The following is a 24,247-nucleotide window of genomic DNA, read 5'->3' as shown; positions in this document are numbered from 1 at the left end:
CAAGTCCATCAGAAGCGGACTCACCATTCTTTGCCTAATACCGTCTGCTACAGATTGCGTTGAAACTCTTCCAACGTATCGATCAAGCTGACTTGGCACTGCATAGGAAGTAGATCGAGCAAGGGAATTTCGCGTTTCCCTCCGCCAACTTTCACCAGAATGCTTTGGACAATGTTCAGCACGTCATCTTCTTGAATCGCTGCCCCACTCGAGACAAGCGGAAAAAGCCGTTCTGCTAAAACCGTATGCAAATGAGCATCGTTGAGATAGAGATGCCATTTTGCAATGTCGATATACACTGATTCACCGATTTCAGCAGCTAAGGCTTCGATTGTTTCTGAAGTTGTGGAGTTTGCCATAAGACTTTTTCAGGGTTCAACTTTCAAACCATACTGAATCTACGATGCCAAATTCTCCTATCTCTTGGGTGATTTTGAGGGTTTCTCTTTAGGTTTAAACCCTTTCGGTTGAGAAGTTGCGACAACAGGTTCAGAGTAGTCTGCGATCGCAAAAATATAAATCGCATGCGCCACTAAGACACTAGCCCAAGCACCTGTCACCCAAACTGACCATGACCAATCGGCTTTTTGTAAAATTCTGAAGAACCACATGCCAGAGTTTGCAGCCGCAAATAAAGCAACATGCGTCGCAAACGTCATACGATCGTCGAGTTGGCGATAGTCTGCGTCTTTACGATCAGGGATTCGAGACCAACGAGGAGGCATAGCAATTCCACAAGCAACGCCTCTATTTTAGCGAGGTGTGCGATCGTATAGCGATCCTGTTTGAGTTGATCAGTGCATTCTACTAATTACTGAGAACTGAGCGACACGCTTCGATCGCATGAATCACCTGATGCAATTTCCGCTCCGCCTGCCCTAATTCTAAAATCGCCCGTGCTTGCGAAAATCCCGCCTCAAGACTTGTGCAAGCTCCTGCTCTCCAAAGGTAAAATCCACAATTCCAAATGGTCGCCTGCATTAATTCCGAAGGCTCACCCCTCATCGCTGCACGCATCTGATCAATCAGATCCGGATTGGGTATTAGCGGCAATTCTTTCGCGGCAAATCCATAATCGCGAGGAACCAAGGTTAAGCGATCGAACTTTTCTCCCTCTGCCATCCCAATGATCGCCGTTCGATCGCGCGGCAAATCACAACTGCCTTCTAATCCTTTGACCGTGGTAAATAATGTGGTTCCTCGCAGCGCAAAGGCATCGCGAAACATGCCTTCAGTCGGCGGATGAACATACCCACAAATCAAATGCGACTCGCCTGCATACGGATTCCACATCAATTCCAGCGTCGAAAACGGCGGACGCTTGCCAATTTGCTCTCGATACTCCACCAATCCTTGAGCCAACGGAAAATGATGCGGCAAGTAGACAAATCCTAATCCAGTTTGCTGCAAAATTGCGTGAATCTGCTCCAGCGACACGGTTTTCCAATTCACGCCTAACCCATCCCAAAGCTCAATCAACGGAACGCCTTCTTTGGTTGGCATGCGATCTCCGCCGTGCAGTACAACTGGAACTCCTGCTGCTGCTAAAACGATCGCAACAAGCGGACTTAAAGGCGCAGTTCTCGATCGACCATCATAGGGGTTACACATCACCATCACTGGGATCTTGGATGCGATCGGGGGCAGCTTTTTACCTAACGCATCATAGGCATCTAACATCCCGGCTAGTTCTTCACCCGTTGGGCGCTTGATGCGATGAGAAATCATAAATGCCCCAATCTGAGCCGGGGTTGCTTCTTGCAGCAGCATCAAGCGAGCCGCAGTTTCTGACTCTTGGCGCGTCAAATTTTCGCTTGTATGCGGCCCACTGCCAACTTTTTTAAGTAACTCCCGGAACTCGTAACTCATAGTGCTTGCCTACAGAATGAATGAACCGCTGCAACCTTCCAAAGGGTTCCACAATACCAGATTGTTTCCTGCTCAAACGCCTTCACACGATCGCACTCGGACTTCGCTTCAGAAATGCAGGATGCATGATTTCCTGCACCAATGCCCGAAATCGTTGAATCGGTGGAATTTGCAATCGATCTTGCGTCGTCACCAACACCACTTGTCGCACTAAAACCGGATCGCTCGTCGATCGAATCACTAAAGTCGAATCTAAATGCACATCCTGAATCGCGCCTTGCGGTAACAAAGCAATCAATTCTCCCTGCCGCACAACACCGCGAAATGCATCTAAAGTATTCAGCTCCAAAGCTGCTTTCAACGTAACTCCTTGACGCTGAAACTGCTCTTGGACAAGCCGTTGCATTCCGTATCCATCTTTGAAAACAACTTGCGGATAGCGAACCAATTCTGACCAAGGCACTTGATCAAATTTCGTCAAAGGATGATCGGCTGCCATCAGAACCCGAACAGGCTCGTCGTAAAGAACATCTACAACCATTTCTGGACTCGCAGTGAGAAAGCGGTTATTCATCACGATCGCCAAATCTACCAAGCCATCTTTCAGGACTTTTAACGCGCGATCGCTCCCTAACGAAGTGACGCGAAGCTGAACGTCAGGATAGTCCTGACAAAATTGCTGCAACACAGGCGGCAAATGAAACGCACAGACCGAATGAATGGCTGCAACACATAGTTCTGGCTGTTTGCCGCATCGCAACTCTTCCAACTCACTGATGGCATTCTGCCATTCCTGGCAAATTTTGCGGGCGTGAGGTAGAAACTGTTCTCCCGCGATCGTTAATTTTGCCTGAGTCGTCCGATGAAACAGCGGCATCCCTAAATCAGCTTCCAATGCCTGGAGTTGACGGCTAATAGTCGATTGAGTGACCGCACATTTTCGGGCAGCCTGTTGAAAACTTCCGGTTTCAACGATCGCCAAAAACGCCTGCAATTGCTCTAGACGCATGACTTCTAACCTGAGTCACAGTTCTGTGACCTTAGCGGATCTAGATACGAAGTTTAGTAAGAGTTGATACCGTAACAAGATTGAATCTGCATTTCTTTTAGTTCTGCTATTTTACCGTTCAAGACGACAAAGAAAGTTGGTGCTTTTGCCAATAAAGACGCTCAACATCTGCACGGCGATACAACGGTGTTCCGGTTCGAGAAATATAGGGTTCAGCACCCGCTTGCTCAAGCCGCGATCGCACTGATTTTTGCGAGCCGCCAATCAGTTTGGCAGCCTCACTCGTCGAAAGAAGCTGCTGTCCAATTTTCGCTAAAACCGCTTCATCATCTTCATTTGCAATCTCTTTCAAGAGCATTTCTGCAAGTAGCCAACATGCCATCGTGTCTGCTTCCGCGCGATGCGATGCGCCAACTGGAAACTGAAAATGTTTAACCAAGTTCGGCAAACTCCGAGAAGGCAACTCTGAGAGCATCAAGCGTGCAAATTGAACAGTGCAAAACTGCTCGGATTGCGATCGATAAAATGGAATCCCCAACCGCGCATATTCTGCTCGAATAAACGGATAGTCAAATCCAATATTGTGAGCCGTTAAAGTTCCCTGCTCGAACAAGGGCAAACACTTGAGCCACACCTCATCCGGCGGCGGTGCACTATCCACCATGTCTTGCGTGATGCCCGTAATATTCGTAATGATCGGCGGAATCAACACGCCAGGATTGATCAAATACGTTTCTTGATTCAGAATGCCGTCTTTCAAATTTGCATTCAGAACCGACACCTCGATCGCTCGACTGCGAGGCGGTTTATGCCCAGAGGTTTCCAGATCAACGACGGTGAGAGTCCGCTGGCTCAGGTCACGATAGAAGGCAAGCAAATCTGTAGAAAGAACAACTGGCATAAAGAAGGTTCAAAAGCTCTAAAACTCCGACTTCTTAAAGAAGTCGGAGTCTTTTATACACAGGAATCTATTGTAGATTACTTCGATCGTGCCGCAGGATGACGACGCTGACCAGAACTACCTGAAGCAGAATGTCCTCCAGAAGGTCTAGAACGCTTCACAGGCTTCTGCTTCGCACCGCCTCTCGAAGAAGCTTCTTCTTCAGGAGTCGGATCAGTCCCGATGGTAATCCAAGCGGGACGAGTGCGATCGTAGATCATCTGCAATGCCGCAGCCGCGATCGTATGCGGTTCGTAATCTTCTGCCAACTGAGACACAATCGGCAAGAACGATGCGACTCGCTCTCCTGCTAGCGTCTCGCGCACTTGAGCTTGCAGCTTATCTAAGTAGCGAGCTTCAATTTCCGCACGAGTCGGAACTGGCTTAATCTCTAAGCGTTGGCGAACGTGATTTTCGATATCGCGCAGTTTGCGACGATCCAGCGGATGCACCAGCGAAATTGCCGTGCCTTCTTTACCCGCACGACCTGTCCGACCAATCCGGTGCACATAGCTTTCAACGCTATCCGGCAAGTCGTAGTTGATCACATGGGTCAAGTTATCCACGTGGATTCCTCGTGCCGCGATGTCGGTCGCGACCACCCATTTGATCTGCTGCTGGCGGAACCGGAGCAATAGCCGTTCACGTTGGCTTTGGCTCAAATCACCGTGGTATTCATCCACACTATGTCCAGCGGCTTGTAATTGGCTGGTCAATTCTGCGGCTGCCCGACGAGTTCTCACGAAGATAATTGCGGCTTCGGGATCTTCCAATTCGAGAATCGGTAGAATTGCCCGAGCTTTTGTCCATCCGCGAGGAATCGTGTAAGCAACTTGATTAATGCGAGAAGGAGCGGCTTTGGGTTGTTCGATCGTCACCGTCACCGGAGAGCGCAAGAACTTGGTGACCAACTTGCGGATCGAAGGTTCCATCGTTGCCGAGAAGAACGTCGTTTGACGTTCAACAGGCGCTTGATTCAAGATCTTCTCAACATCCTGAATAAAGCCCATGTTCAGCATCTCATCTGCTTCGTCGAGAACGAGCCAGCTGAGATTATCGAGTCTTAGATCACCACGACCGAGCAAATCAATCACTCGACCGGGAGTTCCGACGACAATTTGAGCGCCACGACGTAAGCGATCAACTTGTAGATCGATCGATTGTCCGCCATAGATCGTGACGACTTTAACTCGACGATCGTCTGTAAACGTACGAATCGCTTGGCAAACTTGCATCGCCAATTCGCGAGTCGGAGTCAGAATCAGCGCTTGGACTGTGGGGGATTTTGTATCAATCCGCTCCAGAATCGGAAGCCCGAACGCCGCAGTTTTCCCGGTTCCGGTTTGTGCTTGACCGACGACATCACGCCCAGCGAGTAGATGAGGAATGGCTTGGGCTTGGATGGCAGTCGGAGCAGTAAATCCGAGTTCTTCGAGATGGCGAATCCGGTCTTCAGACAGTCCGAGGCTATGAAAAGAAAGGGTCATTGAGTCTCCTGTAAAAGTCATGGTCGTGCGCCATCAGAGGCAACATTCTCGACCTCAAGACGGTCTTTTCATAAACCAAAACCGTCTGAATCGGGTCGCAGTTCGAGCCGAACTACGTGTTAATTGCCAACTTTAAAGGCGCGGGGAAAAGAGATGAAAAGCTAGAAACAGTGAAGGTCTAACATTTCGGTCAGTCTATGCGACAACGGGAACATCGTCGTTTCAACACAGCGATTAAACAGTCATTGCAGGCAGTTGGATCAAGTCCGCAGCCGTGGCAATTCGACCATACAAGTCGTAAATGTCTGCATCCACGATCGTCACTGGCACAATCGTGCCCAACGCCGCTTCGCCTTCGACATATACGAGTCCGTCCACATCAGGAGAAAATCGAGCCGATCGCCCAATTCGTTCTCCGGTCTGCGGATTTTCTTGTTCGATCAAGACATCTACGACTTTGCCAATCTGCGCACGATTCTGTTTAAGAGAAATCGCTTGCTGGAGTTGCATCAAGGCATCTCGACGCGCATCCATTACCTCTTGGGGCAACTGATTGGGCAAGTCGTAGGCGGGAGTACCTTCTTCAGGAGAGAAGGTAAACACTCCAACGTGATCAAATTCGTGACGCTGAATAAACTGCTTGAGATGTTCAAAATGTTCATCGGTTTCTCCAGGAAATCCGACAATCAGAGTAGTTCTCAAAACAGCATTCGGGATCTCAGCTTTGAGCCGCTCAATAATGCCGTCGTTGACCCGACCTTGCCAAGGGCGATTCATGGCTCTGAGCACTTCCGGGTGGGAATGTTGCAGAGGTAAATCGAGGTAAGGGAGAACGTTCGGCGTTTCGCGAATCGCTTCGATAACTTTCGGGGTCAATCCGGTCGGATAAGCGTAGTGCATCCGAATCCAAGGAATGTCCACTTTTCCAAGGGCGCGCAACAGTTCGGCTAACTTTGGCTCACCGTAAAGGTCAAGTCCATAGTTGGTGGTGATCTGCGAGATTAAGATAATCTCTTTCACGCCTTCAGCGGCTAAATGTTCAGCTTCTTGGACAATTGATTCAATCGTGCGCGATCGCTGATTTCCACGCAGATGCGGGATAATACAAAACGCACATCGATAGTCACATCCTTCTGAAATCCGGAGATAAGCAACGCCTTCGGTCGTAGTGCGATAGCGAGGGGTCGTCTCATCTGCGATGTAAGTCGGTTCTTGTGAAACCTCTTTCACACGCTCTCCAGCTTCTGCCCGTGCAATCACATCAACGATTTTGTGATAATCACCTGTCCCAACGAGGGCGACGGCTTCGGGCAGTTCATCTAAAAGTTGTTCCTGAAAGTGCTGCGCCATGCAGCCTGTGATCACAATTTTTTTGTCAGCTTCCGCTAATTCGACCAGTGTCCGCACTGATTCTTCCCGTGCGGCTTGAATAAAACTGCAAGTATTGACAATAACATAATCTGCCAACTCTTCGTCAGCATCAACTTGATATCCGGCCTGAGCCAGTAAGCCAAGCATATGTTCGGTATCAATTCTATTTTTTTCGCAGCCCAAATGAGAGAACGCAATAGTTGGCTTGTTGCCCATGTAACTTCGGAGGGGGTAAGTAAGTCGATCGGAATCCTGAAAAATCGCAGCGATAGCTCCTAGTCGGTTAGCTCGATCGCTCCGGGAGTTTCCTCACGCTACTTCCGCTCGAAGGTTGAGGGGAGTGGTCAGACGCAATCGTTTCGCTACACTATGGTCTATCATAGCGCAGATGTGAAATATTACGTTCTGTTAAATTAAGATTTTTTGCATATGTCTTGAAAAAACCAAAAAATCGAGGATCCAAGCAGATCCCCGATTCCTGAACCAGTCGAGAATTAGCGAACAGAGAAGGCTTCGTTAAACCGCTTCGTGACGGGTTCAGTCAAGAAAGACAGAATCGATTTCTTCCGAGTCACGATATCCGCCGCTCCCGCCATCCCTGGGGAAAGTTCCACATCTTTGCCGCGCACTTGGATCGCCTTACGATCGATTCTCACCTTAGCTGGAAAGACCGGGCCTAGATCTTGCCCATTCGCATCTTTTTCAACGACCGCATCTGGACTCACAGAAACGAGTTCGCCTTCAATGATGCCAAACTCTTGATATGGGAAAGTTGCAAGTTTGACTTTCGCTTTCATTCCCGGACGGATAAAGCCGATATCTCGGTTGAGAATCTTCACTTCCAGAATTAAGTCTTTGTCTTCAGGCACGATCGAGAGCAGTTCCTCACCTTGCTGAATCGGACCTAATGTGGCTTTCTGGTTGTACACCACACCCGTGAAAGGCGCAGTCAGAGCTTCACGATCTTTACGCTGCTGGGCTGCAACTGCGATTTCACCTTGTTTGCGGGTTAATTCTTCTCGACGCTGTTTTAACTGCTCCAAAACTTCTGATTGGCGCTGAGGCACTAAGCCCATTGCGGTACTTTTCGCAGACTCAAAAGCTTGTTGAGCTTGGCGAATTCGGTCTCGCTGCGCGTCGATTTCTTTTTCCAGCGAAACAATCTGTCCTTGGGCTTCATTAATCTGATTAACTGCACTGGTCAACTGTTGACTCGCTTGAGTGACTTGAGCGGCTGCATTCAGAATCTCTAAATGGGGAACGGCTCCCGTATTTTCGAGCGATCGTAAGCGTTGGCGGCGTTCTTGGGCAATCTCCAAATTTGCGCGCGCATCAGCTTTGCTGGCTGTCGCATTGGTCAATGTGGCACGCGCATTAACCAGATTCTCTTGAAACCGCTCTAGACGATTTTGCGCTTCAGAAATCGCTGCATTTTGCCGATTCGCTTCTGCGATCGCTGCATTTTGCTTGTCACTGAATTCACGCTGACGCGATGCGATCAGCTGATCTTGTAATTCGTTTCCAGTCGAAGCTTTCCCTTGGCTTTCTGCCTCTAAGCGGCGAATGTCTTCTTGAATTTTTCTCGCATCGTTCTGCAAACTCGCGACATTGGTTTCAGTCGCACCTGGATCAATCTCCATTAAAGTTTGCCCTTTTTGGACAATCTGTCCAGGCTTCACATTGATCTTCGTAATCGTCCCCACACTGGGAGCGCGGAAGGGTCGAACCTCAGTCGAAGGAATTAATTTACCCTGGGCATTCGCGACTTCTTCCACTTCGCTAAAGTGCGCCCACCCGATCGTGCCTAGCACAAGGACACTAATACTGCCTGCCATGAATCGCGTGTAGACCGGGGGCAGTTCTTGGACGGCTTTGCCCAACTCATAAGAGAGGGAATCTTCAGGGTGAGCAAGCTGGTGACGAAGCTGCTTAGATTGCGCGGGACTGGAGGCAAGAGAAACTCTCATAAGTAGTGTCTGTGAAGGGGCATCGCGGAACTTGGTAAATAACCCTTAAGCCAGGGATAGATGCCAGCAGGCTCTATTAATATTTATCCTAAACTGCCCGAATCGATCAGCTTTATTTTTAACTTATGCTCTTTAATTTTTTGGCGCATCTGATCATCTGGTTTCGTCCGTTTCTGGTTCCGATTTGCTTTGTGGTGGCATGGAGCTTAGTCTTGATGCTGGTCTGGCGAGTGTTCGCAGCGACTCGTGATGCCGTGAATCAAGCTAAACACATGCATCAAATTCCCTGCCCAGACTGTCAATTCTTTACAGGCGATTACAATCTCAAATGCCCAGTTCATCCAATGAGCGCACTGTCTGAAGATGCGATCGATTGCCCGGACTACTTTGAAAAACCTTGGAATTGAGTTTCTCGTCTGCTTCAGAGACACCTCGATTGCAACGAAATGAGGCGCTAAAAAAACTAAAAAGCAAAGAGAGGAAAGATTGCTCTTTCCTCTCTTGCCTTAAATTTGCCGAAGCTGAATTAGTCTTAGTCTTCGCGTTTGTCGAAGGGTGGGTTTGAGAGTTGTTCCGCTTCAGGACAATCATCGGAAACCAGGGGTTCGACACAGCCTTTTGGAACAGAGGCAAGCTTTTGAGTTACCGCCCCAATGCTTTCGAGGCGGACCATTTCTTCCCAAGAGCAATTTTCATCTTCTTCTTCGGTTTCGTAGCGCAGTGTGACCAGATCACCTTCGATATCAAGGATTTTGGCACGTTCGATCCAGCGCTGTTGATCCCGCAAGAAGATCCAGACTTCGCGACCGTCACAACAGAGTTGATAGATCTTGCGGTGTAGCATGTGCTTCTCCTGAGCGAAATAACTCTATGTAATCGAAATTAGACCGCAGTTTGATTTTCTCCGCAGTCTCGTACTGAACAGAACTTTAGGGATTTTTTGGATCGCAGGGATCGCAAGGGAGCTTTCTCATCAAAGATCGAGGATGAAGCGTAAAAAGAGAGAGGCTCGGAAGGCGAGACTGGGGAGGCGACACTCTTAAAGTCATTGTTGAAGCAGTAAAGGGACTAGGCGCAACTCTTGAATCGAGTCAGACTCATTCAAGTGGAAAGAAGACAGTGGCAACATAACATCGGCAATCCGGCAAGATTAAGAGGGGCATCGATGAATTTGCCATCTGTGGTTAGCGTTCCCGATCAGTGATAAATCAAGAGATAGAACTAATCTTTTTGAGTATTAGATTCTACCCTACTATTTTAGCGAACTACTGGTAAATTGCGTAGAACATGATTACTAATCATAAACGATTTCGCGCGTTCCTGGGTTCCTTAATAAACAAACATAGAGGGGTACGGCAATATTGCTACACCGTTTAAGAAAACTTAACTTTTCTAAACTCTGAATCAGGTTGCGAAAAGCGTAACTGAGCGCGGCAAGGATTCAATTCGATGGCACAGTAAAAGGATTCTTACGCAATGGATATTGGTGATGATGAGTTTAGTTCGGAAATCTCAGTGGCTGAGTGCTGTGCCGATCGCAGTTGGAATGATGAGCTTTGCAATGATCAGTCCTGCCTTTGCTCAGGAGAAACTCATGCGGACATTGACGGTTTCGGGTCGTGGATTTGAAGATATCCAGACGACACTGGCACAAGTGCGGTTGGGAGTTGAGGTGCAGGGTAAGACTGCGAATGAAGTACAGCAGGAAGTGGCACGCAAATCGAATTCGGTTGTCAATTTCTTGAAATCGCGTCAGGTTGAGAAGTTGGAAACGACTGGGATTAATTTGAGTCCTCGGTATGACTACGCGAATAATCGTCAGACATTGATTGGTTATACGGCTTCTAATACCGTTTCATTTCGTACGTCAAATGAGCGCGCGGGTGGAATTTTAGATGAAGCAGTGCGCGCAGGGGCGACTCGGATTGATAGCGTGAGTTTTGTGGCTTCGGATGATGCGATCGCAGCAGCCCAGAAAGTGGCGCTACGCAAAGCGACCCAAGACGCGCAGACTCAGGCAGATGCCGTCTTTAGTGCATTGAATCTGACGCGCAAAGACATCGTCAGTGTTCAGATTAATGGCGCAACGCCTCCTACTCCAGTTTTTCGGGAAGCGGCGTTAATGCAGATGCGAGATGCGAAAGTTTCAGCAGCTCCGAGTCCAGTCATCGGTGGAGAACAACGAGTAGAAGGCTCGGTGACATTGCAAATTAGTTATTAAATTCTTGAGAGAGATGAAATATTTCTATCTACATGGGTTTGCGTCGAGTCCGCGATCAACCAAAGCCCAACACCTTCGCGATCGCTTTCAATCCCTTCGTCTCTCTCTAGAAATTCCTGATCTCAATCAAGGGGATTTTCAAAATCTCACGCTGACTCGCCAAATCCGACAAGTTCGAGCCTTGATCGATGAACCTGTCACCCTAATTGGTTCGAGCTTTGGCGGATTAACAGCCGCTTGGATTGCTGAAGGCTGTGATTTCGTCGATCGCATTATTCTGCTTGCCCCAGCATTCAATTACCTCGAACATTGGCTGCCCCGATTTGATCCAAAAGAATTAGAAAAATGGAGATCGGGAAATCCACTGTCGATTTATCACTATGGCGACCAGCGATCGCGCTTCTTGAATTACGGAATTGTCGAAGATTTAGAGCAATACGACGAAGCGCAACTTCAGAAACCGATCCCGACCTTAATTTTGCATGGCATTCGGGATGAAATTATTCCGATCGCGCAGAGTCGAACCTTTGCAGAAACGCGATCGTGGGTGAAATTCATTGAACTGGAGAGCGATCACGGGTTGACGGATCAAGAACCTGAAATTTGGCAAGCCATGCTTGAGTTTTGCGCATCCCCTAATTTCCCCAAACCGATTACAGATGGGGACATACTGTAGTTTTAAGAACTAAAAGCTCGGAAAAAATAAGTGAGAATACGCGCTGAAATTACGATCGCGACATATGATAATGTCAACTGAAGCTGACTAGAACAAATTAACTATATTGTGAAACTTGACCGGACTCGAACCTTCTAGTTCAGATTCAAAATTCATCAAAAGTAGGGTTTACAGAATTCAAATTCTTAAGTCATGATCTATCCTGCTAGTGACAAGTTCCTGTCTGAACTTTCGCTATGTTTGAGAGATAGCGAAAATCAATTTTGAATTCTGCTACTGTCCGTATTACTGGGAGGTCTAGCCCAGCGAGACGAATTTAGGTTATTGTTTCCAAGGAATTTAGTATGGAACCTGAAGTGAAAGAAATGGAAACCCCCACCGCTGTCGAAACACCAACGAAAATCAAAATGGATGAGGCTGGAACTCTAGCGCCTGTGTCATCTGGTGTATCCTCTGAGCAATGGCGCGAGATCGCAGACAAAACTTATACGGTTTTGTCAACTCTGCCAGAATTGTTGGGTAAGTTTTTCTCAGAACAACGCAAACCCCTCGTGGTTGCAGGTTTGATTTTTGGTTCGATCGTGTCTGTGAAATTAACGCTTGCACTGCTTGGGGCAATTAATGAAGTGCCTTTGTTGGAGCCGACGTTTGAATTAATCGGCTTAGGATATAGCGTTTGGTTCATTTATCGCTATCTGCTCAAAGCCTCGAATCGGAGTGAGTTGGGCGAGGAGTTCAACAAGTTGAAAGATCAAGTCGTGGGTCACGTGAACAAGTAAAAACGGCGATTCGGACAAACTATGAAAAAGGAGGGAAATTGATTCTCTCCTTTTTTTTGTAATGCATAAACTTAAGCAATTGTTAAGCGCACGCTTGATCTTTTTCCACCATTCCTCCATAGTTTTTTGAAGCTGAAATTCTGATTCATTTTCTGATCTTCAAGTAAAATACGGTTTGTCGCAGGGTGGCACTTTAATCCAACCAAAATAGTCCTCAGATCCTAATTTCCATTTAATGCAAAACTTTAAAGGCGGTTATGCAATTTTGTAAGCAACTTGTAGCGCGATCAAGCTTTATCGTTGCACTAAGTCTGATCGCTGCACCTGTCTCGGCTCAGATGACGGATGCTCAGATTGTTCGGCTTGTTGAAGCCATGCGCCAAGCTTCTAAGCCAGAAAAACCTGTAACAGGTCTGTACAGTGATTGGCAGGTAAAACCTGAAAATGTCACACGTTGGTCAAAACAATGTGGAGGAAAAGAGTTATCTCCGACTGAGTTTCAAGCCAATGCAGCAGCAGCACGTTCGATTGTCACTTGTGTCATGCGCGATGCGGTTAAACAATACGCAAGAGACACGAATGAGACGACTGCGGTGCAACGCCTGGCAGCTTGGTGGATGACGGGCGACCCAACGAAGTTCAATGCGCGTGAAACGGCTCCCTATGTCCAGAAAGTTGTGAAAGCATATCAGGTGACGGAGCCTGGAAAACCCACTGCCAAGACGTTTTACGATCGCTATATGGCAGCCGGGATTGAGGCAGCGCAGCGCAAAGATCAGAAGACGGCACGGCTCTATTTTCAGCGCGCATTAGATGAGCGTCCGAGAGATCAATCTGCCTTACAAGCGATTCGCAATCTTACGCCTCCCGTGCGCGGAAGCAATCCCAATAGCCCGATTACTGAACAACCGAGTCAAAGATAATGAAAGCTGTTTTGAATTTGGCGATCGCTGGCTTAATTTGTGCAGCGATCGCTCCGGCAGCAAGTGCTGCGGAATGGACAAAAGTGACAGAAAACGAGGCAAAAGATCGGTTTTTCGTCGATACCAGCACGATTCAGCGCAATGGCAATATCGTTTGGTATTGGGAGTATCGAGAATTTCCTGAGCCGAATAATGCGTTTTTGGATACGAAGGTCGATCAACCGGTGCACGGCGCAGTAGTTCGCTGGTCGTTAGATTGTGGAGCGAAGGCGCAACGGTTACGCAAGGTGAATGCCTATACGAAGAATCGCAAACTGATTCAGAAGTTTGATTATGGCGAAGCTGGAATGATGTTTCAGCCAAGGGCGGGAAGTAGTGCTCATACAGTGATGAATTACGTCTGCAATGCACAGAAAACCTAGATCCTAGCTACAGTGCTGAGAACTCCGGGGTTTAGACTTCGGAGTTCTTTGAGTATTGAATTCAGAGCTTGATCACGGTCATGCTCCAGGAAAAGAAAGCGACGATCGCACCTGCCATGACTGCCAGCACAAGACAAGCAGTAATAATTCCAACGACAATCACTAAACCATCGCCCTCAATCAGTCCTAGACTGATAATGACGAGCGCGATCGCAGGCAAGAAATTTCCAAAGGGAATCGGCAGAACAATCACGCAAGCCAGTAGAAAGAAGAAAATTGATAATAACCGTTCTGCGATCGGAGTTGTGATCAATTTCCATCTTGGACGAATGATTTTCTCGAATCGAGCCAGATAACGTAAAACAATGTTTACACCTTTCTCAAAGTCTTTTCGTTTTATCGATCGATTCGCAATCCATTTCGGAAACCACGGGGTTGTATAGCCCAGCATTAACTGAAGCGAAACCAAAACCAAGGGCATCCCGATAAAGGCAGAGACTCCCGCGATCGGTAACGGTAAGGCTTCCGGTAAAGCACAGATCAAGAGTGTCGGTCCAAACGATCGCTTACCCAATCCTCGAATCAGATCGCCTAACCGAATGGTTTCGCCATCATGTTGTCGCAGAAAGTCTTGCAAGAGTTTTGACGTATGGAGTTCGGAACGTCGAGTGGCTAGTCTCATACGGAAATTGGCTCAAGCGATTTTCTTCAACATTACTTTCCTGACATTAAATAGGTTTGTCGGACGTGTGACGTCCCCCGGATTGCGTAATAATGAGCAGACATTGCTTGCTCAAGATTTGAAATGTCTAAACAACGACTGGATACGTTACTTGTCGATCGTGCGTTGTGTACGTCGCGCCAGCAGGCTCAGCGATTAATTCAAGCTGGGGAAGTGCGCGTGAATCAGCAATTGATTGATAAACCGGGAACGGAAGTTGAAGTCAATGCTGAAATTGAGGTAAAAGCGCGATCGCGTTTCGTCTCACGCGGAGGAGAAAAACTGATCAAAGCGCTCGAAGAATTTCAGATTAACGTCAGCGATCGAGTCTGTTTGGACGGCGGAATTTCAACCGGGGGCTTCACAGATTGCCTATTACAATCCGGCGCAAAATTGGTGTATGGAATTGATGTTGGATACGGACAAGTGGCATGGAGTTTGCGTCAAGATCCGCGCGTGATTTTACGAGAAAGAACAAACATTCGACATCTAAAAGCTGAGGAATTATATCAAGCAGATCAACCCATTCCTGATTTAGCTGTGGTTGACGTTTCGTTTATCTCGCTAACAAAAATTCTGCCCGCATTGTGGGAATTATTACAAGTTCCAAGAGAATTAGTGTTGCTGGTGAAACCCCAGTTTGAAGTAGGAAAAGATCGCATTGGTAAAAAAGGTGTCGTGCGAGATTTCAAAGATCAAGCCAGTGCGATCGTGCAAGTTTTAGACGCTGCAACATCTTTGGGTTGGTACTATCAAGGATTAACTTGGTCGCCACTTTTAGGACCTGCTGGAAATATTGAATTTCTTCTCTGGTTACAGTCTGAAACTGTAACGAATGCACCTGAATTTGAACAGGTTAAACAACTTACACAACTCGCACAGAAAACCTTATCCGGTTCTTAACCTTTGAAGCTGGGAAAGTCCGCGATCGCAGTTGTATCTCATTGCAAGGCTAGCGATTTGGGTACTTTAACTCCATCTCAATCAAAAGGTAAAAAAATATGCAATCTATGAGTTTGAATCTGCGATCGAAGATTCCGTTGATTGTTATTGCCGCGCTCCTTGGCATGGGTGGATTGATCACATTACTACGTTCTATCACAGTGATTTCGACTGGAGAAATTGGCATCGTCGATTTCTATGGTCAAGTCTCAGAACAACCGCTTACACCAGGAGTTCACCTCAAGAATCCAACGGCTCGCATGGTCACTTTTTCGACTCAAACCCGCGAATTCAAAGAGACATTACAAACGCCGACAAAAGAAGGCTTAATGCTGAATGTCGATATTAGTGTTTTGTATCGAATTGATCCAGCAAAAGCAAAACAGCTTTATCAAACGGTCGGCATGAACTATGAAGAAATCGTGCTGGTTCCCCAAGTACGATCGCTGATGCGGAGTGCAACCGCAAATTTTGAATCGAAAACGATTTACACCAGCGATCGCCAAGCCTTAGCGCAACAACTTCGGGAGAATCTCAACAAAGCGTTGAGCGATCGCGGCATCATTATCGAAGATGCACTGATCCGCAATGTGAAACTGCCAGACAGCGTAGAGAAATCAGTACAAGAAAAACTGAAAGCAGAACAAGACACACAACGAATGAAATTCGTCTTGGAGCGGGAGCGGCAGGAAGCCGATCGTAAACGCATTGAAGCACAGGGAAATGCGGATGCACAACGAATTTTGTCGCAGGGATTAAGTGAACAAGCGTTGCGCTTTAAGCAAATCGAAGCTATGCAGCAATTAGCCGCTTCGCAAAACTCGAAAGTGATTATTGTCGGAGGAGATCAAAAAGCGCCTGTACTCCTTCAGCCCTAATTCGCACAGACGCTTCATGACTTAAGCGAGACGTTTTTCCAGATACTGACCAATCATCAGTTGTTCACCTGCGCGTGAAATGATGGTCTGTCGGGTGCGGTATTTGTCACCCACCAGTTTGAGTTCTTCTTCAAACACAGAGCCTTTGTACTCTGTTCTCAGACAAAGCGTATCTGGATTGGTGAAGTAAAATCCAGCCGTAATCGGCTTAGAGGTGGCAAAACCGCGATCGCGATACAACACCGAGCCAATCACCCCAAACAGGGTCGAGCCTTTGGACTCTACACGTCCCGAAGCGCTATTTTCGCTTTCCCAACTCACTGCCGCGCCGCAAGTCATCGCGGTTTCATCGGCAAGTCCATGCAGTCGGGCAAGTTCTATCAGATCCGCATCGCCCTGTTCTAAAAAACGGATAGTCAGCAAACTGTTAACCTCTTTGACTTCGCCACCGGGCAACGTGTAATATCGTCGCTCCGATCGCCATTGCCCCTGAGATTGTCGGAAAAAAGCTGAAATCAACTGATCATCAGCCTGAGAAGAGAGTAGTAGCTCCACAGTCACAAAAACTGCTCCTTTGTGAAATGAACAACACGGTATCAGCCAAGAATCTAGACCATTTTTGTGGAATTTAGACAATACCATTTCACAAATATTAATATAATTGGGATTGCCTTATAGAAAAACAAACCAAAGACAGAAGATTGAATCTGTCATCATAGTCACAGAGCCATTTCGATTGAACATTGATGCAAGTTTTAGAAGTTGACCAGTTACAGAAAACCTACCGCAGCGGAGGCAAGACAGTCGAAGCGGTACGAAATGTATCTTTTGGAATCGAAAGCCATGAAGTGCTGGCATTTTTGGGAGCAAATGGTGCGGGCAAAACTACAACAATCAAGATGATTGCTGGGTTAGTTTTGCCCGATCGAGGACAAGTCAAAATTGCAGGACGGGATCCCCACCAACAGTCGATCGCGCTAAAGTCAGTCGGAGCCGTACTCGAAGGCAATCGCAATGTCTATTGGCGCTTAACTCCTGAAGAAAATCTGGAGTATTTTGGAGTGCTGCGCGGATTAAGCGGCTATGTGGCACGACAACGGGCGAAAGTTTTGCTCGAGCGATTTGAACTGATGCATAAGCGATCGACGATCGTGCAAAATCTCTCACGCGGTATGCAGCAAAAATTAGCGATCGCAGTTGCGCTAATTCATGAACCACAATTACTTCTTCTCGACGAACCAACATTAGGACTCGATATTGAAGCGACTCAAACTGTAAAACGATTGGTCAGAGAAATCGCTGGAGAGGGTCGAGCCATTCTCCTTACTACACACCAGCTAGACATCGCAGAAGAATTATCTAATCGAGTTGCGATTATTAAGCAGGGTGAAATTGTCGCTCAAGAACGCACAGAAACTTTGATTCAAAAGTTTTCTGGCGACTCGTATCGAATTGAATTAGAGCAGGAATTAGACCCTGATTGCAGAAGTAAATTAGCCGCGATCGATGCCGTGATTGAAGGAAAAACGATTTATATCCGGCAAATCGACTTGCTGTATCAAGGCTTAGAGATTTTAAAACCAAGCGCGATCGTGCGAATCGAAAAAGATCAAGCCAACCTCGCAGATGTGTTCTTGAAATTGGTAAAGAAATAAATGCTGGAATTATTTGTTGCACAACTCAAATGGAGTTGGATTCAGTACAAGCGCTATGCTCATGAAGTTCTAGGCGGCGTCATCGCACTCAGTATTACCTTCTACGGGCTTTTCCTCAGTGTTGGATACATTGCAGGATCAGGATTTCGATTCGGAGATCGCTTAGATGCTGTAATTGTCGGCTATACCTTGTGGTCGCTGGTCATTTTCATCATGAATGGTATCAATGCAACGTTACAGCGCGAAGCCCAAGTCGGAACCTTAGAGCAGCTATTCATCTCGCCGTTCAATATCACGAAGATCCTGTTGCTCAGAGCAGTTTCAGATCTGTTACTTCAATGCGGTGTCATTACGATCGTCCTTTTCATCATCATGGCACTCACGGGACGATGGCTATCATTCTCAGCAGCGTTGATTCTGCCATTAATCACTGTGATTCTCGGTGCCTATGGATTAGCATTTGCGATCGGAAGTTTGGCACTGATTTTCAAAACAGTTCAGCAGATTGCAGGCATTTTCAATTTCTCACTGCTCTTCGTGTTGACAATTCCTACTGAAACTTGGGCAGGAGCGCAAAAGATTTTAGGCTATTTGATTCCGATGACCACAGGTGCAGGTTTAATGCGGGATATGATGGCGCGGCAAGCAGGATTGAATTGGGGAACTTTCGCGATCGCCTTGATCAATGGACTCATCTATTTTGTGATTGGCATTACTCTCTTTCGCTGGTCAGAACGCGAAACCAAACGCCGCGGCAGACTTAGTGGGTATTAACCAACTTAAAGATTTTGCACTATTAATTTCATTAGTTCAAACATCAGGATTGGTTAACAGAATAATAGGTGGTGCATCAGTTTTGATTGCACTTCTTTAGAAACCACGAATCAGCAGCGCATTCTCACCACCCATTCGAGAACCAGGAGCAATACCCATAATTCCAGTTCTTGTTTCCGGGATACAATTGTCATATCTTCAAGGCGATGAAGCAAAGATGGATAAGCTTGCAGAATCTGAGCAGCAATTACTAGAAAAAATTCGCCAACTTCCCCAAGAGAAACTGGTTGAAGTCGAGGACTTCGTTGATTTTCTGATGCAACGCGCTCAGAAAGTATTACAGCGCTCAGTTTGGGATCAAGAAATTACTGCAATGGCAGATGACCCAGACATTCAGACCGAGCTTGCTGCAATCAATACAGAATTTGCAGTGACCGAAATGGATGGTCTTGCAGATTCATGAGTATCCAGCGAGGGCAAATTTATTTTGTCGATCTCAATCCCGTAAAAGGAAGAGAGCAATCGGGTAAGCGTCCTGTTCTCGTTTTATCGATCAATGCGATTAATCAGGCAAATCTTGTTGCGACAGTCGTAGTTGGAACAAAAGGAGAAAATGTTCGCCGTGATTATCCAACAAATGTTCGTGTTTCCTCAGCAGAAAGCGGACTTCCTCTAGAAACAGTTTTTCTTTGCTTTCAAATGAGATCGATTGATCCAACCCGATTCCCGCCTGAATCATCTGGACAACTCTCTACCGAAAAAATGCAGCAAATTGAAGCTACAGTTCGATATTGTTTAGGTTTATAGAATTTCCAGGCATCTATTATATTTCCTTCCCAAGCAAGATCTAAGACTGCCAAAGCTTAGCTTTCTTTTTTTGCCAATTTCGCTTTTGCCTGCTGCCAGAACTGTTCTAATTCATCCAGCGAATACTCTGATAAAGGTCGATCGACGACCCCTTCCATCTGCACCAAGCGCTGAATAAATCGATCGTTTGTCCCCTGAAGGGCGGCATCTGGATCGAGATTCGCCCATCGCGCCAAATTAATCACGGTAAACAACAGATCGCCCAGTTCTGCCTGCTGATTTTCTTTACTCTCATACTGGAGCGCGTGTTGAAATTCTGCTAATTCTTCTTGAAACTTTTCCCAAACGCCATCCATCGATTCCCATTCAAATCCAGCCTTCGCCGCCTTCTTAGAAATCTTCATGCCAGCGACTAAAGGTGGCAGAGATCGCGCATATTTTTTCAACTGATCGCTCAGCTTCGTCTCGCTCAGAGCTTCTGTTGCTTTGATTTTTTCCCAATTTTGATGCACCTCATCCACGCTCTCGACTGCTAAATTGTCAAAAACATGCGGATGACGACGAATCAGTTTTTCGGTAATGTTTCTTGCCACGATCGCTAAATCAAACTGCTGTTGATCTTGTGCGACTTGCGCCTGGAGAACGACTTGCAGTAAGAGATCACCCAGTTCATCTGCGATCGCAGCTTCATCTCCACTCCGCAACGCATCGACCACTTCATACGCCTCTTCAATCACATACGGAATCAAGGATTGCGGCGTTTGTGCCAAATCCCAGGGACATCCGCCTTCTGGATTTCGTAATTGGGCAACGACTTCGATCAGCTTTTGCAAGGCTTCTAGCGTTTCAGACATTGAAGAATTCATAGGGCTTCCCAGATTTTTCACTCAATCACTTTAGCGCTTTCGTCGCTTGTTCCAGCGTTTGATCCGAGACCCAATCCAATCACTCAAACTGTGACTCATTGCCCCCAGTTCTAATCCAATCCCTAACGCAAGACATTCGATCGGGGCGCGTTGAATAAAACTCACACTCTGCTGCATCACAGTGCTCATCGAAACCTGAACTGTATTTTGCCAATTGGGAATCGCCCCAAAGAACTGTTGTACGATCGCGCTCAAAACAATTCCGACGCTCACAAATAAGACAATCCAAACGCTGAGATACAGAATTCGCCCAATTGTCCCAACAATTGCCCCATGTGACATCAGCGATCGATGACGCAATCCCCGCCGATAAGGCAACCAAATCCATCTCAGAATGCCCCAACGTTTATACTGCTGCGAGTAAATATCCAAATCTGGGCCAAACATCAACCCTGCAAAGAGAAATCCCCCGGAAACGAGCAGCGTCAGATTGCCGCTTTGAGTTAATCCGAACGTGATTCCTGCCACGATCGGTAAGCTCCATAAAGTAATGCTGTCATGTGTCCGACCAGAAGGCATCGCAAATCAAAAAAGAAATCTGGATAAAATCGTAATAGATTTTGAATTATCTGTTATATTAATTAAGCACGCAAAGCGCGGGCGATTAGCTCAGTTGGTAGAGCGCCTCCCTTACAAGGAGGATGTCGGGGGTTCGAGCCCCTCATCGCCCATCATGTTTGAAGGTTGTAAGATTTACCGTCTCCAAAAATAACCAAGATAAGGGGAGCGATTGGTTTTGGAGAAGTTGGGGCGTGTGTTAATAAAAATCGATTCCCGCTAAAACTCGCTTACAACTGGCCATTATTTCCTGTTAAAATAAAATAGTGCCAAAATATTATCCGTTCCTATAGGCTCATTTAAGAAATTGGGAAGATTTTTGGATTGATTAGGTGGCTACAGTGCCTACCTACATGATATTGAGACAAAAACCATAGTAAAGGGAATAGAATCCCAAAACGGGGAGAGCAAGGCGTTGCCTTGTGATATGACTTGCATCTGTGCACATAGGTCAGCAACGATTTTTTCTGCCAACTCATTCTGTGTGCTGTCAATTCAGGCAATTCTGAGTGAGATCCTCATGCAAAAGCAGCAAGACTCAAAGTAGGAATCGAATTTCGCGATATTACTTCTATCCCTTCAGCCATCTAATGGAAAGTGGCGCTCGGTCTCCCCTGCTTCGAGCAGGCTCAAAAAAGTCTCACTAATAATCTTTTGCTCTTCCTCTGTAAAATCCGTTTTGAGGCGAGCTTCAATCTCATCTTCGCTGAGGTTTTCATTGATCAGAGTTTGAAAGCGTTCCAGAATATCAGCAACAAGATCGCTAGAATCGTTTTCTATATTCATAGGTCATTCATTCAATAGAGGATAGGTCATATCGATCAGTCTCTCTTAAAGGTGAGCCTCAATCGGTTGCAATTCATCAAAATTAACTGCGATCGTAGCGCCAGGTTTCATCTCAGTAGAGAAACGATTTAGGCAGATGAGTACTCAAGCAGTTCTAATGTTGTTAACAACCCAACAGTGTCAAATGATTCCTCCTGACCAAGAGGATGTCAGGGATTCGAGTCCCTCATCGCCCATCTTCAGAAGATTGACATTTTCAATTTAGGCTGAGAACCTGAACTTCTGCAGGTAAAACCTGCTGTAAAGACTCAGGAGCGATAGAGCTATGAAAAATCAATGGGACGATACCATTGCTCAGACATTTGCCAGCGATCCATTAGCGATGCGGGTCTACACCTCGCAACTCCTGGGACGAGAACCGGACTTGGTGCTGCACGGAGGAGGCAACACTTCTGTTAAAGTCACGGTTCCCAATTTCTTTGGTGATCTAGAAGAAGTTCTCTACGTCAAAGGCAGCGGTTGGGATCTAGCCACCATCGAATCAGCGGGATTTGCTCCTGTTCGATTAGAAGTATTAAAGCGATTAGCCGAGCGAGAGCACCTGAGCGATTCCGAAATGGTGACTCAGCAGCGAGCAGCAATGCTCAATCCCCACGCTCCAACTCCTTCAGTCGAAGCGATTTTACATGCCATTATCCCGTTCGCTTATGTCGATCACACCCATGCCGATGCAGTCGTCACGATCACAAACAGCCCAAACGGAGAAGCCCGAATTCGAGAATTGTACGGCGATCGTATCTTGGTCATCCCCTACGTCATGCCAGGTTTTATCCTAGCCCGCAAAATTTGGGAAATCACTCACAATCTCAACTGGGACAATTATGACGGCATGATCCTCATGCACCACGGCATCTTTACCTTTGCCGACAAAGCCCGTGATGCCTACGATCAGATGATTCATCTCGTCACCCAAGCTGAAACATACCTCACAGATCAAGGCGTGAGCACACCCGCTACAGCCCCCGCTACAGATCCAAATTGGATCACGCTAGCCACGATTCGCAAAACCATTTCTCAAGTCCAGGGCAAACCAATGCTCGCACAGTTCAATCAAACTGCAGAAGCCGTCGGATTCTCCAGACTGACGAATGTAAACGAGATCGCCACGAGAGGCCCGATCACTCCCGATCACGTCATCCGCACCAAACCTATTCCAGTGATCCTGGGAACAGACCCGGAAACCGACATTCACACCTATGCCGAACAATATCGGAATTACTTCGATCGTCATACCAATGGGTCTTTGACATGTCTCGATCCCGCACCACGTTGGGCAGTCTGGAGTGGTTATGGAACGCTCACATTTGACCGCAGTATCAAAGCAGCTCAAATCACGACTGACATTGTAGACCACACCATTCGAGCCATTCAGGCAGGCGAAACTTTGGGAGGGTGGACAGCCTTACCCGAAAACGATCTATTCGACATGGAGTACTGGGAATTAGAACAAGCCAAACTGGGAAAAGCAAAAGCTGAACCTGAATTTCAGGGAAAAATTGCGCTTGTAACTGGAGCAGCCAGCGGCATTGGTCGGGCTTGTGCAGAATATCTACGATCGCTAGGCGCAGTCGTAATCGGACTCGATCTGAACCCTGCGATCGTTGAACAAATGAACAAACCAGATTTTGTCGGTATTCAAGGCGATGTGACTGAACCGCATATCTTGAATCATGCAGTTACAGAAGCAGTTCGTCGCTTTGGTGGACTCGATATCTTGGTCTCCAACGCAGGCATCTTCCCAAGCAGTCAACTGATTGAGGATCTCTCTGCCGATATCTGGAAACAAAGCTTAGCGGTCAATCTCACCAGCCATCAGCAACTTTTACAAGCCTGCATTCCGATTCTCAAACAGGGTATTGATCCTGCGATCGTAATTATTGCAACTCGCAACGTCCTCGCGCCTGGCCCAGGAGCCGCCGCCTATTCCGTTGCCAAAGCCGGGCTAACCCAACTTGCTCGAATTGCAGCTTTAGAACTCGCTCCCTTTGGAATTCGAGTCAATATGGTACATCCTGACTGCGTATACGATACAAGCATTTGGAGCGAAGAAGTCCTGTCAAGTCGAGCTGCCCGTTATGGACTCACTGTAGACGCTTATAAAACTCGCAATCTCCTAAAAACTGAAATCACCTCGCACGAGGTTGCCATCATGGTTGCAGCAATGGCGGGTAAAACCTTTGCCAAAACGATAGGAGCACAAGTGCCACTGGATGGGGGAAGTGATCGCGTCATTTAGAGAAATCGTTCAGCAGTTTCAGAACATTCTCCAAACTTTGCTTACCGTAACCTTCACGAAATATAGATGTCCGTTTCATGAAATAAAGTCAGCAAACTTCTATCGTAAAGTTCATTCCTTTCCCCACTCCCGAAAGACTTCTATTAATATGTTCTTTTCACCCCAAATTCAAGGATAAAAGCCAGTGAGTCCAGAAACCCTTGTAAAATCCTCCCCCTTCTCCAGCGCAGAATTCGACGA

The 24,247-nt window shown here is 46.9% G+C and carries 27 protein-coding genes and 1 tRNA gene; 14 read left to right on the top strand and 14 right to left on the bottom strand.

The annotated features are described in order from the left end of the window. Positions 1-47: 47 nt before the first annotated feature. The 8 genes from OU814_RS13395 to OU814_RS13360 form a co-directional block, all read right to left on the bottom strand. Positions 48-359 carry a DUF3181 family protein gene (locus OU814_RS13395; protein WP_190647226.1) on the bottom strand — a complete coding sequence of 104 codons (312 nt, stop codon included), beginning with the start codon at positions 357-359 and terminating at the stop codon, positions 48-50. 57 nt (positions 360-416) lie between these two features. Then, complete coding sequence (locus OU814_RS13390) at positions 417-725, bottom strand: 2TM domain-containing protein (RefSeq protein WP_017286463.1); 309 nt, start codon at positions 723-725, stop codon at positions 417-419. A gap of 82 nt (positions 726-807) precedes the next feature. Then, a complete protein-coding gene (locus OU814_RS13385; RefSeq protein WP_268183481.1) occupies positions 808-1,869 on the bottom strand; it encodes an anthranilate phosphoribosyltransferase family protein in 1,062 nt (353 codons plus the stop codon). Positions 1,870-1,951: 82 nt separating this feature from the next. Further along, entirely contained in the window at positions 1,952-2,878 is a 927-nt protein-coding gene (locus OU814_RS13380) for a LysR family transcriptional regulator (protein WP_017286461.1), read from the bottom strand. Positions 2,879-2,996: 118 nt separating this feature from the next. Next, the gene (locus OU814_RS13375; protein WP_268183477.1) at positions 2,997-3,779 is read right to left on the bottom strand and encodes a 3'-5' exonuclease; all 783 of its coding nucleotides are present in this window, start codon (positions 3,777-3,779) and stop codon (positions 2,997-2,999) included. 77 nt (positions 3,780-3,856) lie between these two features. Beyond that, positions 3,857-5,305: a DEAD/DEAH box helicase gene (locus OU814_RS13370; protein ID WP_036045359.1), complete on the bottom strand. Its 1,449-nt coding sequence runs from the start codon at positions 5,303-5,305 to the stop codon at positions 3,857-3,859. Between the two features lie 234 nt (positions 5,306-5,539). Then, a complete protein-coding gene (gene rimO, locus OU814_RS13365; RefSeq protein WP_017286458.1) occupies positions 5,540-6,892 on the bottom strand; it encodes a 30S ribosomal protein S12 methylthiotransferase RimO in 1,353 nt (450 codons plus the stop codon). A 278-nt stretch (positions 6,893-7,170) separates the two neighbouring features. After that, complete coding sequence (locus OU814_RS13360; protein WP_268183475.1) at positions 7,171-8,643, bottom strand: HlyD family efflux transporter periplasmic adaptor subunit; 1,473 nt, start codon at positions 8,641-8,643, stop codon at positions 7,171-7,173. Between the two features lie 125 nt (positions 8,644-8,768). Between OU814_RS13360 and OU814_RS13355 the strand changes: the two genes are divergently transcribed. Further along, positions 8,769-9,050, top strand: coding sequence for a hypothetical protein (locus tag OU814_RS13355; RefSeq protein WP_190647220.1), 282 nt, complete (start codon positions 8,769-8,771; stop codon positions 9,048-9,050). A gap of 125 nt (positions 9,051-9,175) precedes the next feature. Here the strand turns inward: OU814_RS13355 and OU814_RS13350 are convergent, their stop codons facing one another. Further along, complete coding sequence (locus OU814_RS13350; RefSeq protein ID WP_017286455.1) at positions 9,176-9,487, bottom strand: DUF6679 family protein; 312 nt, start codon at positions 9,485-9,487, stop codon at positions 9,176-9,178. Positions 9,488-10,132: 645 nt separating this feature from the next. Here OU814_RS13350 and OU814_RS13345 point away from each other — a divergent pair. The 5 genes from OU814_RS13345 to OU814_RS13325 all read left to right on the top strand — a co-directional run bounded on the left by OU814_RS13345 (position 10,133) and on the right by OU814_RS13325 (position 13,664). Next, complete coding sequence (locus OU814_RS13345; RefSeq protein WP_268183472.1) at positions 10,133-10,864, top strand: SIMPL domain-containing protein; 732 nt, start codon at positions 10,133-10,135, stop codon at positions 10,862-10,864. A gap of 13 nt (positions 10,865-10,877) precedes the next feature. Further along, positions 10,878-11,540, top strand: a complete 663-nt coding sequence (locus tag OU814_RS13340) for a YqiA/YcfP family alpha/beta fold hydrolase (protein WP_268183470.1) — start codon at positions 10,878-10,880, stop codon at positions 11,538-11,540. A 344-nt stretch (positions 11,541-11,884) separates the two neighbouring features. Next, complete coding sequence (locus tag OU814_RS13335; protein WP_017286452.1) at positions 11,885-12,319, top strand: CAAD domain-containing protein; 435 nt, start codon at positions 11,885-11,887, stop codon at positions 12,317-12,319. A 257-nt stretch (positions 12,320-12,576) separates the two neighbouring features. After that, positions 12,577-13,242 carry a hypothetical protein gene (locus OU814_RS13330; protein WP_268183465.1) on the top strand — a complete coding sequence of 222 codons (666 nt, stop codon included), beginning with the start codon at positions 12,577-12,579 and terminating at the stop codon, positions 13,240-13,242. Further along, positions 13,242-13,664, top strand: a complete 423-nt coding sequence (locus tag OU814_RS13325; protein WP_017286450.1) for a surface-adhesin E family protein — start codon at positions 13,242-13,244, stop codon at positions 13,662-13,664. Before OU814_RS13330 ends, OU814_RS13325 begins: the two co-directional genes overlap by 1 nt. Before the next feature lie 61 nt (positions 13,665-13,725). On the opposite strand, the gene OU814_RS13320 is transcribed toward OU814_RS13325, so the two are convergent. Next, positions 13,726-14,346: an exopolysaccharide biosynthesis protein gene (locus OU814_RS13320; protein ID WP_017286449.1), complete on the bottom strand. Its 621-nt coding sequence runs from the start codon at positions 14,344-14,346 to the stop codon at positions 13,726-13,728. Positions 14,347-14,469: 123 nt separating this feature from the next. Here OU814_RS13320 and OU814_RS13315 point away from each other — a divergent pair, with 123 nt between their 5' ends. Together OU814_RS13315 and OU814_RS13310 are read left to right on the top strand one after the other, a co-directional pair. After that, the gene (locus tag OU814_RS13315) at positions 14,470-15,288 is read left to right on the top strand and encodes a TlyA family RNA methyltransferase (RefSeq protein WP_268183462.1); all 819 of its coding nucleotides are present in this window, start codon (positions 14,470-14,472) and stop codon (positions 15,286-15,288) included. A 98-nt stretch (positions 15,289-15,386) separates the two neighbouring features. Continuing rightward, positions 15,387-16,205 carry a prohibitin family protein gene (locus OU814_RS13310; protein ID WP_268183460.1) on the top strand — a complete coding sequence of 273 codons (819 nt, stop codon included), beginning with the start codon at positions 15,387-15,389 and terminating at the stop codon, positions 16,203-16,205. 21 nt (positions 16,206-16,226) lie between these two features. On the opposite strand, the gene OU814_RS13305 is transcribed toward OU814_RS13310, so the two are convergent. Then, entirely contained in the window at positions 16,227-16,766 is a 540-nt protein-coding gene (locus OU814_RS13305; protein WP_268183458.1) for a phycobiliprotein lyase, read from the bottom strand. Between the two features lie 185 nt (positions 16,767-16,951). Between OU814_RS13305 and OU814_RS13300 the strand changes: the two genes are divergently transcribed. From OU814_RS13300 to OU814_RS13285, 4 genes are all read left to right on the top strand, one after another. After that, positions 16,952-17,860: an ABC transporter ATP-binding protein gene (locus OU814_RS13300; protein WP_268183455.1), complete on the top strand. Its 909-nt coding sequence runs from the start codon at positions 16,952-16,954 to the stop codon at positions 17,858-17,860. Further along, a complete protein-coding gene (locus tag OU814_RS13295) occupies positions 17,861-18,634 on the top strand; it encodes an ABC transporter permease (protein ID WP_017286444.1) in 774 nt (257 codons plus the stop codon). Between the two features lie 217 nt (positions 18,635-18,851). Then, positions 18,852-19,097, top strand: coding sequence for a DUF2281 domain-containing protein (locus OU814_RS13290; protein ID WP_017286443.1), 246 nt, complete (start codon positions 18,852-18,854; stop codon positions 19,095-19,097). Next, positions 19,094-19,441 (top strand): type II toxin-antitoxin system PemK/MazF family toxin, encoded by a 348-nt coding sequence (locus OU814_RS13285; protein ID WP_017286442.1) that lies wholly within the window; start codon positions 19,094-19,096, stop codon positions 19,439-19,441. Before OU814_RS13290 ends, OU814_RS13285 begins: the two co-directional genes overlap by 4 nt. Positions 19,442-19,497: 56 nt before the next feature. Here the strand turns inward: OU814_RS13285 and mazG are convergent, their stop codons facing one another. Together mazG and OU814_RS13275 are read right to left on the bottom strand one after the other, a co-directional pair. Continuing rightward, positions 19,498-20,307 (bottom strand): nucleoside triphosphate pyrophosphohydrolase, encoded by an 810-nt coding sequence (gene mazG / locus OU814_RS13280; protein ID WP_026148431.1) that lies wholly within the window; start codon positions 20,305-20,307, stop codon positions 19,498-19,500. 30 nt (positions 20,308-20,337) lie between these two features. Next, positions 20,338-20,886: a metal-binding protein gene (locus OU814_RS13275; protein ID WP_017286440.1), complete on the bottom strand. Its 549-nt coding sequence runs from the start codon at positions 20,884-20,886 to the stop codon at positions 20,338-20,340. A 79-nt stretch (positions 20,887-20,965) separates the two neighbouring features. Here OU814_RS13275 and OU814_RS13270 point away from each other — a divergent pair. After that, positions 20,966-21,038 (top strand) — tRNA-Val (locus OU814_RS13270). Between the two features lie 466 nt (positions 21,039-21,504). Here the strand turns inward: OU814_RS13270 and OU814_RS13265 are convergent. Then, the gene (locus OU814_RS13265; protein WP_017286439.1) at positions 21,505-21,711 is read right to left on the bottom strand and encodes a hypothetical protein; all 207 of its coding nucleotides are present in this window, start codon (positions 21,709-21,711) and stop codon (positions 21,505-21,507) included. 325 nt (positions 21,712-22,036) lie between these two features. Between OU814_RS13265 and OU814_RS13260 the strand changes: the two genes are divergently transcribed. Beyond that, positions 22,037-24,007, top strand: a complete 1,971-nt coding sequence (locus OU814_RS13260; protein ID WP_017286438.1) for a bifunctional aldolase/short-chain dehydrogenase — start codon at positions 22,037-22,039, stop codon at positions 24,005-24,007. Positions 24,008-24,247 lie beyond the last annotated feature (240 nt).

It is taken from the genome of Leptolyngbya sp. GGD, assembly GCF_026735145.1.
Taxonomy (GTDB): Bacteria; Cyanobacteriota; Cyanobacteriia; order Leptolyngbyales; family Leptolyngbyaceae; genus Leptolyngbya; species Leptolyngbya boryana.
This window is presented reverse-complemented; position numbering and strand designations above follow the sequence as displayed.